The organism is Bacillus sp. CFBP9009 (assembly GCF_036541465.1).
GTDB lineage: Bacteria > Bacillota > Bacilli > Bacillales > DSM-1321 > Peribacillus.
The window spans coordinates 256,248-273,388 of record NZ_JAZHFU010000004.1 but is presented as its reverse complement, the minus strand read 5'-3'; the positions used below and the strand labels follow the sequence as shown (position 1 = coordinate 273,388).

Sequence of the window (17,141 nt, the reverse complement as noted above, 5' to 3'; positions counted from 1 at the left end):
TGACTGTTAAGAAGGAGGATGAATTATGGCTATGGAATTAATGAAGATGCCCCAACTAGGCGAAAGTGTCACGGAGGGAACCATCAGTAAATGGCTTGTGAAGCCTGGGGATCATGTCACGAAATACGACCCGCTAGCTGAAGTGATGACGGATAAAGTAAATGCTGAGGTTCCTTCTTCCTTCACCGGCATCATCAAGGAATTGAAAGCGGATGAGAATCAAACATTGGCAGTCGGGGAAGTCATCTGCTCGATTGAAGTTGAAACGGCAAAGACGGATAACGAAAATGCCGGGCAAGTTTCTCATAGTGAGGAAAAAGTTGATGCACCTGTTACAAGAGATGTGCAGCAAGCGGCAGAACCAACAAGGAAAGCTCGCTATTCGCCAGCTGTGTTAAAACTTTCCCAGGAGCATGGAATCGATCTATCAAAAGTTAAAGGAACGGGGAATGAGGGACGGATCACCCGTAAAGATTTACTGAAACTTGTTGAATCAGGGAATCTTCCTAAGGCGGATGAGCCTTCCGCAATTTCCGATGCGGCTCCTGAAGAGATCGCCCCTCAAGTCAATCGTCAAACAAGTCCAGTAACAAACGTGCCGACTGCGTTTGGTGACAAGGAAATACCGGTAACCGGCATCCGTAAGGCAATTGCGTCCAATATGTTGAAAAGTAAGCACGAAATTCCGCATGCTTGGACGATGGTGGAAGTTGACGCCAGTAATATGGTGAAGTTGCGTGATAATCTAAAATCCGATTTTAAACAAAAAGAAGGCTATAATTTAACGTACTTTGCCTTTTTCGTAAAAGCGGTTGCTCAAGCCCTTACGGAATTTCCAGAACTGAATTCGATGTGGGCCGGCGAAAAAATCGTACAAAAGAAAGAAATCAATATATCAATAGCCGTTGCAACTGAAGATGCCTTATTTGTTCCGGTCATTAAAAATGCAGATGAAAAATCAATCAAAGGTATAGCAAGGGAAATCCAGGAACTTGCATCCAAAGTGAAGTCAGGTAAGTTAAAAGCAGAGGATATGCAAGGTGGTACGTTCACTGTTAATAACACTGGCTCATTCGGTTCTGTCCAGTCCATGGGAATCATCAATTATCCACAGGCAGCCATTTTACAGGTTGAAACGATTGTAAAACGTCCAGTGGTCATTAATGACATGATTGCAGTACGAGATATGGTGAATCTCTGTTTATCACTTGATCATCGTGTTTTGGACGGACTGGTATGCGGACGATTCCTCGCGAGGGTTAAAGAAATCATCGAAAAGATTTCCAAAGACAACACTCCGATATACTAAAATGAAGAAAAGGAAGGCCGGAAGGTCCTTCCTTTTTTTTTTGCACTTCGCTTTTCCGTAGAAAAACATCGACAAAAATTTTATTTTTGCTATTATTTTATTAAGAGCTGTTCTAATACAGGTCAGGGGCTGTACTTGATTTGAAGAGGCAAAATAGGCTAGTGGTTTCCCTAATAACAGGTTTGCTAATTTCTATTGTCTTAAATTTCAAGAAAATTATGGTAGAATGTTAGTATAATCCAGATCAAATTGACGGGAGGGTGGTTTTCTTATCCAAAACTGACTGAGCGTTCGTTCTCCCAATGAAGGAAAAGGGCGTATGAGGATAAGAAAGCGATTACAGATGGAACTGAAAGATGTAAAAAACATAACCTTTCCTAAGCCTTCTTATGAAGAGTGGAAAGAAGCTGCGGAAGCAAGTTTAAAAGGGAAAAGTGTAGAAAAGCTTAAAACGAATACATATGAGGGCATCGCTTTATGTCCACTCTATACAGAAAAGGCGGAATCAACGGAAAAAGTAGCTGAATTGCCAGGATTTTTCCCTTTCACCCGAGGAACGTCCCCAACGGGATATCATGACAAACCTTGGCTTGTCGTTCAACCTGTAAGCGGTATCACGGCTGAAGAAGCAAATGAAAAGATGAGGGCTGCATTCAAGCGCGGTCAAAATGTCGTGACATACCCTGCAAGATTGCTTTCCGAGGGAGCAAGGGCTGAAACATTGTTTAAGGAAATACCATTAAAAGAAATGCCGGTTTTCATTGACCTTAAGGGGAAACAAAAAGAATTATTCCCTCAATTCAAAGCGGTTGCCGAAGCACAAAATACCCAATTGACAGGCGTCATTGCTGAAGATCCAATTGCAGAATGGCTCATTTGCGGTCAGCTGCCAGAAGATACGGATAACTATTTTGCAGAATGGCTGAAGACGATCCAGGATTATCAGAAGGTAGGCAGTGACTTAAAAACAGTTTTGATTAATACGGCAGTCTACCATAATGGAGGAGCCAATGCCGTACAAGAAATAGCTTACGGATTATCGGCAGCCGTCCAATATCTATTGGAAGGGCAAAAGCAAGGGCTTTCTATTGCTGCGGTTTCTGAAAAAATAGTATTCTCGTTTGCAGTGGATTCAAATTACTTCATGTCCATCGCTAAACTGAGGGCTGCCAGAAGGCTTTGGGCAGGTCTTGCAGAAGCTTTCGATACAGCATCGGACCATTTTAAAATGACGATACATGCCGTAACTTCCGAGTTGACAGAAACGCTATATGATCAGCACGTCAATATTCTTCGGACCACGAACCAAGCTTTTGCAGCAGCTATCGGAGGCATTCAATATCTTCAAATCCATCCATTTACACACGCAACAGGTGAAACCGATGAGTTTTCAGAAAGAATTGCCCGTAATACTCACTTGATTTTAAAAGAAGAAACAAATATTACAACAGTCGTCGATCCTGCTGGCGGTTCATGGTATGTTGAGCAACTAACGGATGAATTGGCTGAAAAGGTTTGGGCAAAATTCCTTGAAATCGATGCAGCTGGAGGGATTCTGGAGCTAATTAAACAAAGTACCCTTCAGAAAGAAATAGCTGAAGTTTTCCAAGGAAGAGTTCAAAATGCGGCTTTCAGAAAAGAAAGTATCATCGGAACGAATGTATATCCGAATCCCGCTGATAAGATTAAAACCACGACAAAGGATAAACATGTGTCATATATGAAAGTTGCGAAGCCGATTGGCATTACCCCACTTGAATTGGAGCGGGTATCCAGTCAGTTCGAACAGATAAGACTACGCAGTGAAAAGTTTAAAGGAATAAGCGGAACGGCTCCAACTATCGGTTTAATTAATTTGAAAAATCTCAAATCCTATAAACCTCGTGCAGATTTCGTTCAAAGTCTTGCGGCAGCAGGTGGTATCGAAACAATCGGCAGTAAGGGATGTCAAACCGTTGAGGAAGCAATCGATTATGTAGCTGCGACCAAGCTCCCAATCTATTGTCTTTGCGGAAGTGATGGTGACTATTCGGAATTAGCGCCAGTCATCATTAAAGAAATTAAAAAGCAATTCCCTGAAATCACTATTTATAGTGCCGGCAAGCAGCAAGAAGAATTGGAGATTACACTAAGAGAAGCCGGGGTCAAAGATTTTATCCATGTTAAAACGAATGCAATATCCATTTTACTTGAATTATTGCAGAAGCTAGGGGTGAACTGAAATGAAAAAACCGAATTTTTCTGCTATAAATCCTGCTAAGTCCGAGATGAAAGGTACAGTGGAAGCATGGAAAAAGGAAGTCGAAAAAGCCGTTGGGAAAAACATTGAGGATCTTCTGTTTGAAACCAATGAACAAATAAAAATCAAACCCCTTTATGTTGAGGAAGATATTCGCGGCCTGGAACATATGGAAAGTGTGCCAGGCATCGCTCCTTTTACAAGGGGGCCCTATCCTTCGATGTATGTCAATCGTCCTTGGACAGTACGGCAGTATGCAGGTTTTTCAACTGCTGAGGAATCCAATGCGTTTTACAGACGTAATCTGGCGATGGGGCAAAAAGGGCTCTCAGTTGCTTTTGATTTAGCTACACACCGTGGTTATGACTCCGATCATCCACGCGTTGTCGGTGATGTGGGGAAGGCGGGAGTTGCCATTGATTCCATTCTTGACATGAAGATCCTGTTCAACGGCATTCCGCTTGATCAGATGTCCGTGTCAATGACAATGAACGGCGCAGTATTACCGATCCTTGCGTTTTATATCGTGACAGCTGAAGAACAAGGCGTAACACAGGATAAGCTTTCAGGCACGATTCAAAATGACATCTTAAAGGAATACATGGTTCGGAATACGTATATCTACCCGCCTGAAATGTCCATGAAAATCATAGCTGATATCTTTGAGTATACTTCCAAATATATGCCCAAGTTCAATTCCATTTCCATCTCCGGTTATCATCTGCAAGAAGCGGGGGCGCCGGCTGATATCGAACTTGCCTATACGTTGGCGGATGGGCTTGAGTATGCACGTACCGGAATGAAAGCAGGCATTGATATCGATAAATTTGCACCACGTCTGTCATTCTTCTGGGCTGTAGGAATGAACTATTTCATGGAAGTTGCGAAAATGCGGGCGGCTCGTTTCATTTGGTCAAAACTGATGAAACAATTCGAACCGAAAAATAATAAAGCGATGGCATTGAGGACTCATTCCCAAACCTCCGGCTGGAGCCTTTCCGAGCAGGATCCGTTTAACAATGTCGCAAGGACCCTTATTGAAGCGCATGCTGCTGCACTTGGACATACACAGTCGCTCCATACTAATGCATTGGATGAGGCCATTGCCCTGCCAACGGATTTCTCGGCACGTATTGCACGTAATACACAGCTCTATCTGCAGGAGGAAACCGGGATCACAAAAGTAATCGATCCATGGGCGGGTTCTTACTATGTAGAATCGCTCACTAATGAATTGATCGAACGGGCTTGGGCGCACATAGAAGAAATCGAAGGTCTGGGAGGAATGGCGAAGGCAATTGAAACCGGCCTTCCAAAAATGAGGATCGAGGAAGCCGCTGCAAAGCGTCAGGCTAAAATCGATTCTCAAGATGAAACGATCGTAGGCGTCAATAAGTATCGGTTGAAAAAAGAAGATCCGATTGAAATACTGGAGATTGACAATACAGCAGTTCGGGAAAGTCAGCTTAAGCGTTTGAGCGAATTAAAAGCGAAACGTGATCAGGCAAAGGTGGATGAAGCTCTTCAAGCGCTTTCAATGGCTGCCAGAACTGGAGAGGGTAACCTTCTTGAACTGGCTGTGCAAGCAGCAAGAGTACGGGCTTCATTAGGTGAAATATCCGATGCGATCGAAGAGGTGGCTGGACGTCACAAAGCAACGATCCGTTCTATCAGCGGCGTATACAGCTCGGCATACTCAAAAGAAGCGGAAATTGAGGAAGTCGTCCGCATGACGGAAGAATTCCTTGAAAATGAAGGAAGAAGACCGCGTTTGTTAATGGCTAAAATGGGCCAGGACGGTCATGATCGCGGAGCTAAAGTAGTCGGAACGGGGTTTGCGGATTTAGGCTATGATGTCGATATCGGTCCATTATTCCAAACACCGAAAGAAACCGCCATCCAGGCCGTGGAAAATGATGTGCATGTAGTCGGGATGAGTTCGCTTGCTGCCGGCCATAAAACATTGTTGCCGCAGCTTATGACGGAACTGAAGAACTTGGGACGAGAGGACATCATAGTGATCGTAGGCGGCGTCATCCCTGCACAGGATTATGATTATCTTATGGAAAATGGCGCCACAGCCATTTTTGGACCTGGGACGGTCATTCCGCAGGCAGCAAAGAAAGTGCTTCAGGAAATATACAATCGCCTCGGATATGAGGAAGTGGCCCAATAATGAGTGAAGACAAGAAGCCGGAATGGGTCGATCTTAACAATCAGGAAGGTTTTGCTTCTTCATTAAAGCCAGGTGTGGAATTAGCAGCAAGCCATAACAAACCTTCTAAAAGCAAATTCGTCAAAAAACATAATATAAACATACCGATCATGGAACTTAAAGAGGGAATCATAAAAGGGGACAGGGCCAAGCTAGCTAAAGGGATTACATTGGTTGAAAGCAATGCATCCCACCACTTGGATCATGCACAGGAATTATTGCATAGCATCCTTCCTCAAACAGGAAATTCGATTCGCATCGGGATTTCCGGAGTGCCCGGTGCCGGAAAAAGCACCTTCATCGAGACGTTCGGAACCTACTTGTGTGACAGGGGCCATAAGGTTGCCGTTCTAGCCGTCGATCCAAGCTCTTCGATCAATGGCGGAAGTATACTAGGCGATAAGACAAGGATGGAGGAGCTGGCAAGAAACCCCCATGCCTTCATAAGACCCTCTCCATCCGAAGGCACTCTAGGAGGAGTGCACCGCAAAACGAGGGAAACGATGTTGCTTTGTGAAGCGGCAGGATTTGATGTGATACTGATTGAAACTGTGGGTGTCGGTCAGAGTGAAGCTATAGTTCGAAGTATGGTCGACTTCTTCATGCTCCTTGTCCTTACAGGTGCCGGAGATGAATTACAAGGGATGAAAAAAGGGATTCTGGAACTTGTGGACGGAATTGTGGTCAATAAAGCCGACGGAGAGAACATTCCGCTGGCGATTAGGACGAAGTCCGAATATAGCAGAATCTTGCACTTCCTTCAGCCAGCAACAAAAGGATGGGCAGGAAAGGCATATACTTGTTCAGCCATAACCGGTAAAGGAATTCCTGAGCTTTGGGATGTAATGAATGAATTTTCCGATTTGACCAAGGAATCGGGTGTTTTTCAAGAACGGAGAAGAATGCAATCTAAGGAATGGCTTTATTCATTGATGGATCACCAGCTTAAAACGATGTTTTATAAAAATGAAACCGTCAAGAGTCTTCTCCCAATTCTCGAGAATCAAGTGATGTCAGGGAATAAAACGGTCACTGCTGCTGTTAAGCAGGCCTTTCAATCTTTTACCGATACATTTAAGTCAAATTAAAAAGAAATGGGATGGGGCAGGCGTGGATTGTCTCCCACGCCTGCCCCATCCTTTTGTAAGTCTTGTTGTTACACACATGATTCCCGCTTACCTTTCGTTTTAAACGTGTTCGGAAATGGTTTATGCAGTTTTGACAGGTAAATTTATTGAATCACGAAGTGGCAATTGTTATGATAGGATTGAAGAGAAAACTTGGAAGGAGCACATGCCATGAATATGGATTTTAATTTTTTAATGAACGACGTAGTCAAACAGGCTCGCGATGAGATAAAGACTGCTGGATATACAGAATTGACTACTCCCGAGGAAGTAGAGGAAGTATTTGCACAAAAAGGAACGACACTTGTTATGGTCAACTCCGTTTGTGGCTGCGCCGGGGGAATAGCTAGACCTGCAGCGGCACATGCAATCCATAATGATAAACGCCCAGATCAGCTTGTAACCGTTTTTGCTGGGCAAGATAAAGAGGCGACGGAGAAAGCCCGTGATTATTTCGAAGGATATCCGCCGTCATCTCCATCATTTGCATTGCTGAAGGATGGAAAAATCATCACGATGATAGAGCGCCATGAAATTGAAGGACACCACCCGATGTCTGTAGTAGAAAAATTACAAGACTACTTCGATCAATATTGCGAAGAAGTGTAAACCATAGCGATAACCTAAAAAACCCGCCCAATCGGCGGGTTTTTTTATTCATGAATCTGCATAAATAAGGAACGTTTAGGAAAGAAGATAGATAAGGAAGCCGAAATATTCCCTTTGGGGAAAAAGCGCGAAGCCAGAAATGAAATTATAGTAATATTCTGAAAAATGAATCTATTATTTACGTTATTGAATAATTATTAGAGTGTGTTAAAATACACATTAGTGTATGAATATTAGTTATTCAAATTTTAACTAAACCGAATTTAATAACAAGAGAATTGAAAATATCATTTTGGAGGAATAATAATGAAGTTGAAAAAGCAGTTAGCATTGTTGCTTACTTCTGTTTTATTAGTAGGTATTTTAGCGGCATGCGGAACATCAGAGAAAGAAGATAAGAACACAGCTGACAAAGAAGACAAAAAGGTTCTGGTAATGGGAACATCTGCGGATTATCCGCCATTTGAATTTGTTGAAACGTCTAAAAGTGATGAAATCAAAGGATTTGACATTGATATCGCTAAAGCAATCGGAAAAAAATTAGGTTATGAGGTCCAAGTGAAGGACATTGACTTTAATAGTCTTGTGCCTGCTCTGGAAAATAAATCGGTCGATTTCGTTATCTCTGGAATGACTCCAACTGAAAAACGTGAGCAATCAGTCGATTTCAGTGATATTTACTATACAGCTAAAAACATGATCATCACGACAGAGGACAGTAAGATCAAAACTGTTGAAGATTTAAAAGGGAAAACGGTAGGCGTACAGCTTGCATCCATCCAGGAGACATTGGCAAATGATTTGAATAAATCCCAAAATATCGGGATGAAAGTTGAAAAACGGAATCGTATTCCAGAAGTTGTTCAAGAAATGTCAACAGGACGTTTTGACGCCGTGATCATGGAAGATACTGTTGCAAAAGGCTACTTGAAAGATAATAAAGAATTGGTGGGCCATGTGATCGAGTCTGGTGATCAAGATGCCGGTTCGGCAATCGCATTCCAAAAAGGAAGCAAGTTAACTGAAGAATTCAATGCCGAGTTGAAAAAAATGATGGAAAATGGCGAAATGGAAAAATTAATATTAAAATGGTTCGGTGGCAGTGAAACTGAATAAAACAGAGAGATGAAAAGCGTTCAGAATGCCTTCTGAACGTTTTTCCGCGCTTTAAAATGAAGCAGGAGAAAGGCCCGATAACGGTCTTCATAAGAGAGGATGAATGGAGTGAATCTGGAATTTGAAAGGATTATGCCTTCCCTTCCATATATCCTGGAGGGGATACCGACTACATTAAAGGTTGTAGCGGTAGCGGCAGTAATCGGATTTGTTTTGGGAATTATATTATCTATACTTAAAATCAGCAGAATCAAGCCATTGAATTGGATTGCTGACTTTTATACATCCATTTTTCGCGGTACTCCTTTGGTGCTGCAATTAATGCTGATTTATTTTGGTTCGCCACAAATATTAGGGATTCAAATCGAAGCGTTCCAAGCAGCATTTTTAGCATTCGGGCTAAATTCAGCGGCATATATTTCTGAAATTATCAGGGGCGGCATTTTAGCGGTCGATAAAGGCCAACGAGAGGCTGCACTTGCACTTGGGGTTCCCTATTCAGGGATGATGCTTAATATTATCCTTCCGCAGGCCATCAAGAATATCCTGCCATCCCTTGTTAACGAATTGATTTCCTTAACGAAGGAATCAGCCGTTGTCACAATTATTGGATTAGGGGATATCATGCGCCGTGCTTATATTGTCGGCGGTGAGACATATAAATTCTTCGAGCCGATTTTATTTGCCGGTCTCATTTATTATGTGATGGTCATGATTCTCACCATCTTGGGCAAAGTGATTGAAAGGAGAATGAGACGCAGTGATTAAAATTGATGGACTTAAAAAAAATTATGGTAAGCTCGAGGTTTTAAAAGGAATCAGCACCGAGATAGGACAGGGTGAAGTGGTAGCGATCATCGGTCCATCCGGTTCGGGAAAATCAACTTTCTTGCGCTGCATCAATATGCTTGAAACTCCAACTGATGGTCAAATCAGGTTTAAAGATCAAATCATCACTGAAAAAAAGACCAATATCATGAAGGTGCGTGAAAATGTCGGAATGGTATTTCAGCATTTTCATTTATTTCCACATAAAACCGTACTGGAGAATCTGATATATGCACCTATGAAGGTGAAAAAATTATCAAAGGCCGAGGCTGTAAAACAAGCTCGTGAGCTCTTGACTAAAGTCGGTTTGGCCGATAAAGAATCTACTTATCCGAATCGTCTGTCAGGCGGACAAAAACAAAGGGTCGCGATTGCACGGGCATTGGCAATGAACCCGGAAGTAATGCTTTTCGATGAGCCGACTTCAGCGCTTGATCCCGAAATGGTAAAAGAAGTGCTCGAGGTTATGAAGTCACTGGCACATACGGGGATGACCATGCTGATTGTAACGCATGAAATGGGATTTGCCAAAGAAGTGGCCGATCGAGTACTATTCCTGGACGGGGGTCTGCTAGTTGAGGAAAGTGCTCCGGAAGAATTCTTTTCCAATCCGAAAAGCCAGCGTGCAAAAGACTTCTTGGAAAAAGTTTTATAAGTTAAAGTAAATAGTATATAATTGTGAAAAAAGGTAACGTTTAGGTTACCTTTTTTATTTTTTTCCTATAATGTATTTTTGCGTGAATGTATTTAGAAAAATTGGAAATTTAACTCGCAAAGGACTGTGAAAATATCTCATTTCCTGATAGTATTATAATAGATAGAGAAAGAGCCAGGTGATACATAACAATGTTTAAAATCGGATACAGGACGATTAAAACTGCTTTGGGGGCCACCCTGGCAATTATTATTGCACAAATGCTTAATCTCGAATATTTCTCTGCTGCGGGAATCATTGCGATCTTATGCATTCAAGTTACGAAAAAGAAGTCGGTGTATGCCTCCTGGCACCGGTTATTAGCTTGTTTGATCGCAATGGCCTATGCATCCCTATTGTTTCAGTTCATCGCATTCCACCCGCTGGTAATAGGTTTGATCCTCTTGATTTTCATTCCAACGACAGTTGCCTTGAAGATTAATGAGGGGATTGTGACGAGCAGCGTCATCATCATGCACCTATATGGGGCGGGTGACATCACTTTTTCCCTGCTGATCAATGAAACGATATTAATTGCAGTTGGAGTTGGAGTGGCGCTTGTCATGAACCTGTACATGCCCAGTGTCGATGACAAACTGCTGGCCTATCAGGAAAGTATCGAAACTAATTTTAGTGCGATCTTGATGGGGATTGTCCGCTATTTAAGAGATAATGATCACACATGGGATGGGAAGGAAATCACCGAAACGGCCAATCTTCTTAATCAGGCCAAAAGCCTCGCCTTCAGGGATGTCGAAAATCATTTTTTAAGGGAAGAAGACCTGTATTACCATTATTTCAAAATGCGTGAAAAGCAGTTTGAAATAATTGAACGAATTCTTCCCCTAGTCACGAATATTCCGTTGGTCGTCAAGCAAAGCGGGATAGTGGCTGAGTTTATAGAAGATTTGGCAGAAAACGTCCACCCGCAAAATACGGCCATTCTTTATCTGAAAAAGCTTGAAGAAATGGAGATTCATTTTAGGGGAATGGCACTGCCGCAGACACGGGAAGAGTTCGAATCCAGGGCCGCATTACTGCAGCTCATGAAGGAAATGGAGCGCTATTTATTGTTGAAGCATTCTTTCAAGGGGTTGCCCAAGCTGACCAGCAACCGAATGAAAAAGAGACACTTGGCTTAAACTAAGCAAAAAAGTAAAAGGAATTGATACAAATGAAATGGATCCTTTCTTTGTTGCTTATGCTATCTTTGTGGCCGTTGCAGGTACAAGCCCAACCTCAGTCGGTCAAGCCTGGCGATCCGTTTATCATCATCAATAAAGCCAACAATAAATTGGCGTTCATTGATGATAACGAGGTCAAGGAGATTCTGCCGGTCGGTACGGGAAAGAGTCAGGAACTGACGCCTGAAGGGATTTTCACGGTAAAAGTAAAAGCGGTCAATCCATATTACCGGAAAAAGAATATTCCTGGAGGCGATCCAAGGAACCCTCTGGGGTCGCGGTGGATTGGATTCGATGCACGAAATACCGATGGGAGGATTTACGGCATTCATGGTACGAATCAGCCATCATCAATTGGTAAATACATATCAAATGGCTGTGTACGGATGCATAAATCCGATGTAGAGCGTTTGTACGAAAAAGTCCCCATCGGCACTAAGGTGTTGATCACCATATCGAAAGAGGATTTCAAAACGTTGGCAAAGAAAAATGGAGCGATAAAATAAAGAGAGGGAAGCTTTGCTTCCCTCCCCATCACGGTGTCTATTACAAAAGAAATGCGATACCTGATAATAAGCTTGTTAATAACATTGAGATAAGCATTAAATACACGACGATTTTTCTGATTTTCTTGTTTCCCATATGCCCTCTCCCTTAAAACAGTTTAATTGATTTTATTTTAACTTGAACATTTAGTAGAAACAAGTAAAAGTATAATGTTCATATTATTCCGAATCTTAAAAGGTTTTAATGCAAGATTAGTAGTATTTTAATGGAGTCATCCAATAATACATAGCATGGAGGTTTTTATGATGATTAAAAATATCGATCATATCGGTATTGCCGTCAAGTCACTAGATGAAGCCTTGCCGCTTTATACGGAAACGTTGAAATTGCAACTTGAAGGAATCGAGACAGTGGAGAGCCAAGGAGTGAAAGTGGCCTTCATCCTGGCAGGCAATACGCGTTTGGAGTTGTTGGAAGCGTTGTCACCGGCAAGCCCAATCGCCAAATTCATCGAAAAACGCGGTGAAGGGATTCATCATGTGGCCCTTGGCGTCGATGACATCGAAGATAGAATAAAAGAAATCAAAGAATCTGGATTGCGCATGATTGATGATTCATCAAGAAAGGGAGCGCACAATGCGGATGTTGCTTTCGTTCATCCCAAGTCAACCGCGGGTGTATTATATGAGCTTTGTGAACAAGCATTATCAAAGGAGGAGCAGGAATGACAGACATATATGATACGATCAATGACCTATATGACAGACGCCGCAAAGTGGAAATGGGCGGCGGTGAAGAAAGAATCGATAAGCAGCATGAAAAGGGCAAACTTACTGCAAGGGAAAGAATTGAACTTTTAGTTGATCCAGGTACTTTCATAGAGCTTAATCCTTTTATCAAACACCGTAATACCAATTTTGGCATGGAAAAGGAAGAAGGGCCGGGAGAAGGGGTCGTCACCGGTTACGGAAAGGTCAACGGCCGCGACATTTATCTGTTTTCACAGGATTTTACTGTTTTTGGCGGTGCACTCGGTGAAATGCATGCTCTGAAAATTGCCAATGTTATGGATTTGGCAGCGGAAAATGGAGCCCCTTTCATAGGTTTGAACGATTCTGGTGGTGCGCGTATTCAAGAAGGCGTAGTTTCGCTTGACGGATATGGCCAAATATTTTACCGGAATTCCATTTATTCAGGGGTCATTCCACAGATTTCGGTTATTATGGGACCTTGTGCAGGAGGAGCCGTATATTCCCCAGCCATAACCGACTTTGTCTTCATGGTTGAAAAAACGAGCCAAATGTTCATAACAGGTCCTAAAGTCATTGAAACGGTTACAGGTGAAAAGATTTCATCTGAAGGATTGGGTGGAGCGACTGTACATAATACCATAAGCGGTAATGCCCATTTCAAGGGAGCATCTGAGGAGCAAGTATTGGCGGACGTTAGACGTCTCCTGAGCTATCTTCCACAAAATAATGAAGAGAAGCCGCCGGTTTTGGAAGCCGACGATGGAGATGACTACCGTCCGGACTTAACGGATGTAGTCCCTTATGAAGGGATCCGTCCATATGATGTTCGGAAAGTATTGAAGCAGGTTGTCGATGAGGATTCCTTTATGGAAGTTCAAGAGGGCTTTGCGAAAAATATAGTGGTCGGCTTGGCGCGGATCAAAGGGAAATCAGTGGGGCTTGTCTGTAACCAGCCAAAGGTGTTGGCAGGGGGACTTGATATTGATTCATCAGATAAGGCTGCCCGTTTTATTCGTTTCTGTGACTCGTTTAACATTCCGCTAATTACGTTTGAAGACGTTTCAGGGTTTTTCCCGGGTGTTAAACAAGAACATGGCGGAATCATTCGCCACGGTGCAAAGCTGCTATACGCTTATTCGGAAGCAACAGTACCAAAATTGACGATCATTCTGCGTAAAGCATACGGGGGAGCATACGTGGCCCTTAATAGTAAATCCATCGGTGCGGATCTTACGTTTGCATGGCCGAATGCTGAAATCGCGGTAATGGGTTCTGCTGGAGCGGCAAATATCATTTTTGCCCGTGAAATTCAAAATAGCGAAAATCCGGAAGCGACACGTGCAGCAAAAATTGAAGAATATCGTGAGAAGTTCGCCAATCCATATGTTGCCGCAAGTCTTGGAATGGTGGATGATGTTATTGATCCCCGTGAAACCAGGATTAAGATCATTCAATCTCTTGATATGCTACGCAACAAAAAAGAAACTCGACCATGGAAAAAACACGGAAATATCCCGTTGTGATCCAACATTGCAAGGAGCCCAAACTATCTGTTTTGGGCTCTTTTCCATACTGGGGAAGATATCATTTTAAAGAAAACCATTTATAAGTCATCATTCACCTTTTTAAAACGGCCTTCTGGCAGGGAAATGACCAGCACGCTTTTTAAAGCTGGGGTCTTCCTTTTCACATTATTTGCCGGGGCGCAGCTTTTAGAAGTATAATTAAAGGGGAAAACTTTTTTGGAGGTTTTATTTTATGATTAATGAAGAACGTTTAGTTAATGAATTTATGGAATTGGTGCAGATTGATTCCGAAACGAAAAATGAAGCAGCCATCGCCAAAGTGCTGAAAGAAAAATTCGGGGCACTGGGTGTAGAGGTTTTTGAAGATGATACAACAGCAGTTACCGGTCATGGTGCAGGGAATTTAGTATGTACTTTAAAAGGAATGAAAGAAGGCGTGGATACCATTTATTTCACCTCCCATATGGATACGGTTGTACCTGGGAACGGAATCAAGCCTTCCATCAAAGATGGATACATAGTGTCAGACGGAACGACCATTTTAGGGGCGGATGACAAAGCTGGATTAGCGGTCATGTTAGAAACGCTTAAAGTGTTAAAAGAACAGAATATCGAACATGGTACAATCGAATTCATTATTACAGTCGGTGAAGAATCTGGCTTGGTTGGTGCAAAGGCATTGGATCGCTCCCTTGTAACGGCTAAATTCGGTTTTGCACTTGATAGTGATGGAAAAGTGGGCAATGTGGTTGTTGCTGCACCTACTCAGGCGAAAGTGTCTGCAACCATTTTAGGCAAGACTGCTCACGCTGGTGTCGCTCCCGAGAAAGGCGTTTCGGCCATTACGATCGCTGCCAAAGCAATCTCTAGAATGCCATTAGGCAGAATCGACGATGAAACTACAGCAAATATCGGACGTTTCCAGGGTGGACAGCAAACCAATATTGTTTGTGACCATGTTGAAATCCTTGCAGAAGCAAGATCCTTGATTCCTGAAAAAATGGAAATACAGGTAGCGAAAATGAAAGAGGCATTCGAGACTGCAGCCATTGAAATGGGTGGACGTGCTGAAGTTGAAGTTAACGTCATGTATCCTGGTTTTAAATATGGTGCTGGTGATCATGTAGTCGAAATCGCAAGAAAAGCAGCAGAGAAAATCGGGCGTCCATGCGAGCTGGTTAAAAGCGGCGGAGGAAGCGATGCGAATGTCATTGCGGGCTTTGGCATCCCTACTGTCAATCTCGCAGTGGGCTATGAAGATATCCATACTACGAATGAAAGAATTCCGGTTGAGGAATTAACGAAGCTAGCTGAAATGGTCGTCACTATCATCAAAGAAGTATCAGGGGAATAATCACCTGCAATATGACAGGGTAATGTAGGAGTTTTCAATCGAAAAAGGTGGTCGCATTTCTTGCGAAGGATGAGGAATATCCCTTGTCGATTGAACCCGTGAAATTCTTGATTTATACCCTTTGAACGGTGCCTTATTAAGTAATCGGTGTTGCCGTTTGATTACGACATTGATCAGCAAGAACTCGTATATATTTGGAAGGCGTTCAAAGTATTGAAGGAATACAGTCATCAATGACATGATGGCTGTTTTTCTTGGAGTGGAGCATCTATCACCGAGGTTACCGAAGATAAATAGGGGTACCTTAATAGAAATGGTTTTTTATTGTCCCTATTATCCGGTGTTTTTTATTTTTACAAGGATGTGACGGTCAAACATGAAGGACATGTATCCCAAAAATGGCAGGGTCATTCTCCATGTAGACATGAATAGTTTCTATGCTTCAGTGGAAATGTCATATGATGTTTCCTTGAAAGGCAAACCGCTTGCCATTGCGGGCAATGTTGAAGAGAGAAGGGGGATAATCGTCACCTGCAGCTATGAGGCGAGGAAGTTCGGGGTTAAAACGACCATGCCGATTTGGCAGGCAAAAAAACTATGTCCTCAATTAGTCATTCAGAAACCGAATTTCGAGCGCTATCGAAAGGCATCACTGGCTATTTTCGATGTATTAAGGCAATATACAGAGATGGTTGAACCGGTTTCGATAGATGAGGGGTATCTGGATATTAGTGAATGCGCCGAATTGGGTTCGCCTTTAGATATAGCCAATAGCATTCAGGAAAGAATTTTTAATACGATGGATCTCCCTTGCAGCATCGGGATTGCCCCTAATAAATTTTTGGCCAAAACTGCTTCGGATATGAAGAAGCCAATGGGAATCACTGTGTTAAGGAAACGGGACATCCCGGAAAAGCTCTGGCCTTTACAAGTTGGCGAAATGCACGGCATCGGGGATAAGACCTCGGAAAAGCTTCAAACTATCGGGATAAAGACGATCAGGGACCTTGCACATGCCAATGATAGTCTACTTAAACAGCTACTTGGTATCAATGGCATCCGTTTGAAGGATAGGTCTAATGGAATCGACCCCAGGGTAGTGGATCCCGAAGCGATTTTTGAGCATAAGAGCATTGGGAACTCGACAACTCTTCCGCATGACTCTGCCAACCAAAAAGAACTGATTGGTGTATTGGAACAGCTTTCCGGTAAGGTAGCCGTCCGTTTGAGAAATAAACGCCTGCTTGGTCAAAAAATAGGTGTGACGATCCGTTACAAAGACCGCCGCACTATAACGAGAAGCAGAACGGTTCCTAATCCAGTTTTTGAAAAAAAGGATATTTTGGATGGAGCTATCGATCTATTCATGAAAAACTGGAATGGGGAAGGAATCAGGCTTCTTGGTGTCACTGCCTATGATGTCATCGAAAAAGAGTCGGCCTTCAAGCAACTGGATATTTTCTCCTTTCAAGAGGATGCAGAAAAAGAACCTCTGTATGAAGCGATGGAACACTTGCAAAATAAGTATGGAGAAAATATTATTAAAAAGGGATTACCCTTGAAAAATCGTTCAATTGGAACAGACACTAGCTTCAGTAAAGATTTCTTTGAGCAATCCAGGAGGAATGATCCTTCTTTTGACAAAGATTAGCGTACAAGCTGTGTAAAGATATAGAGAAGG

Annotated in this window: 15 protein-coding genes; 14 read left to right on the top strand and 1 reads right to left on the bottom strand. The window is 42.6% G+C overall.

The features are described 5' to 3' along the window. Nucleotides 1-25: 25 nt before the first annotated feature. The 10 genes from V3595_RS14445 to V3595_RS14400 all read left to right on the top strand — a co-directional run bounded on the left by V3595_RS14445 (nucleotide 26) and on the right by V3595_RS14400 (nucleotide 11,827). A complete protein-coding gene (locus V3595_RS14445) occupies nucleotides 26-1,309 on the top strand; it encodes a dihydrolipoamide acetyltransferase family protein (protein ID WP_485907895.1) in 1,284 nt (427 codons plus the stop codon). Nucleotides 1,310-1,652: 343 nt separating this feature from the next. Further along, entirely contained in the window at nucleotides 1,653-3,530 is a 1,878-nt protein-coding gene (locus V3595_RS14440) for a methylmalonyl-CoA mutase family protein (RefSeq protein ID WP_485907893.1), read from the top strand. 1 nt (nucleotide 3,531) lies between these two features. Continuing rightward, nucleotides 3,532-5,724: a methylmalonyl-CoA mutase gene (gene scpA / locus V3595_RS14435; protein ID WP_485907892.1), complete on the top strand. Its 2,193-nt coding sequence runs from the start codon at nucleotides 3,532-3,534 to the stop codon at nucleotides 5,722-5,724. Beyond that, nucleotides 5,724-6,851 (top strand): methylmalonyl Co-A mutase-associated GTPase MeaB, encoded by a 1,128-nt coding sequence (gene meaB, locus V3595_RS14430; RefSeq protein ID WP_485907891.1) that lies wholly within the window; start codon nucleotides 5,724-5,726, stop codon nucleotides 6,849-6,851. The genes scpA and meaB overlap by 1 nt, the downstream gene beginning before the upstream one ends. Before the next feature lie 210 nt (nucleotides 6,852-7,061). Further along, a complete protein-coding gene (locus V3595_RS14425; RefSeq protein ID WP_034308239.1) occupies nucleotides 7,062-7,499 on the top strand; it encodes a BrxA/BrxB family bacilliredoxin in 438 nt (145 codons plus the stop codon). Between the two features lie 312 nt (nucleotides 7,500-7,811). Then, nucleotides 7,812-8,615 (top strand): transporter substrate-binding domain-containing protein, encoded by an 804-nt coding sequence (locus V3595_RS14420; RefSeq protein WP_170971507.1) that lies wholly within the window; start codon nucleotides 7,812-7,814, stop codon nucleotides 8,613-8,615. A 108-nt stretch (nucleotides 8,616-8,723) separates the two neighbouring features. Further along, nucleotides 8,724-9,383, top strand: a complete 660-nt coding sequence (locus V3595_RS14415; RefSeq protein WP_095392033.1) for an amino acid ABC transporter permease — start codon at nucleotides 8,724-8,726, stop codon at nucleotides 9,381-9,383. After that, nucleotides 9,376-10,098 carry an amino acid ABC transporter ATP-binding protein gene (locus V3595_RS14410; protein WP_402834979.1) on the top strand — a complete coding sequence of 241 codons (723 nt, stop codon included), beginning with the start codon at nucleotides 9,376-9,378 and terminating at the stop codon, nucleotides 10,096-10,098. Before V3595_RS14415 ends, V3595_RS14410 begins: the two co-directional genes overlap by 8 nt. Nucleotides 10,099-10,289: 191 nt before the next feature. Then, entirely contained in the window at nucleotides 10,290-11,279 is a 990-nt protein-coding gene (locus V3595_RS14405; RefSeq protein ID WP_485907890.1) for an aromatic acid exporter family protein, read from the top strand. A 32-nt stretch (nucleotides 11,280-11,311) separates the two neighbouring features. Further along, nucleotides 11,312-11,827, top strand: coding sequence for a L,D-transpeptidase (locus V3595_RS14400; RefSeq protein WP_485907888.1), 516 nt, complete (start codon nucleotides 11,312-11,314; stop codon nucleotides 11,825-11,827). Between the two features lie 40 nt (nucleotides 11,828-11,867). Here the strand turns inward: V3595_RS14400 and prli42 are convergent, their stop codons facing one another. Further along, nucleotides 11,868-11,963 (bottom strand): stressosome-associated protein Prli42, encoded by a 96-nt coding sequence (prli42, locus tag V3595_RS14395; protein WP_155726463.1) that lies wholly within the window; start codon nucleotides 11,961-11,963, stop codon nucleotides 11,868-11,870. A gap of 167 nt (nucleotides 11,964-12,130) precedes the next feature. Between prli42 and mce the strand changes: the two genes are divergently transcribed. The 4 genes from mce to V3595_RS14375 all read left to right on the top strand — a co-directional run bounded on the left by mce (nucleotide 12,131) and on the right by V3595_RS14375 (nucleotide 17,111). Further along, on the top strand, nucleotides 12,131-12,556 hold the full coding sequence (mce, locus tag V3595_RS14390; RefSeq protein ID WP_202190570.1) for a methylmalonyl-CoA epimerase: 426 nt from the start codon (nucleotides 12,131-12,133) through the stop codon (nucleotides 12,554-12,556). Continuing rightward, nucleotides 12,553-14,103 (top strand): acyl-CoA carboxylase subunit beta, encoded by a 1,551-nt coding sequence (locus V3595_RS14385; protein ID WP_063233117.1) that lies wholly within the window; start codon nucleotides 12,553-12,555, stop codon nucleotides 14,101-14,103. Before mce ends, V3595_RS14385 begins: the two co-directional genes overlap by 4 nt. 235 nt (nucleotides 14,104-14,338) lie before the next feature. After that, nucleotides 14,339-15,460, top strand: coding sequence for a tripeptidase T (locus V3595_RS14380; protein WP_485907885.1), 1,122 nt, complete (start codon nucleotides 14,339-14,341; stop codon nucleotides 15,458-15,460). Between the two features lie 376 nt (nucleotides 15,461-15,836). After that, entirely contained in the window at nucleotides 15,837-17,111 is a 1,275-nt protein-coding gene (locus V3595_RS14375; RefSeq protein ID WP_485907884.1) for a DNA polymerase IV, read from the top strand. Nucleotides 17,112-17,141 lie beyond the last annotated feature (30 nt).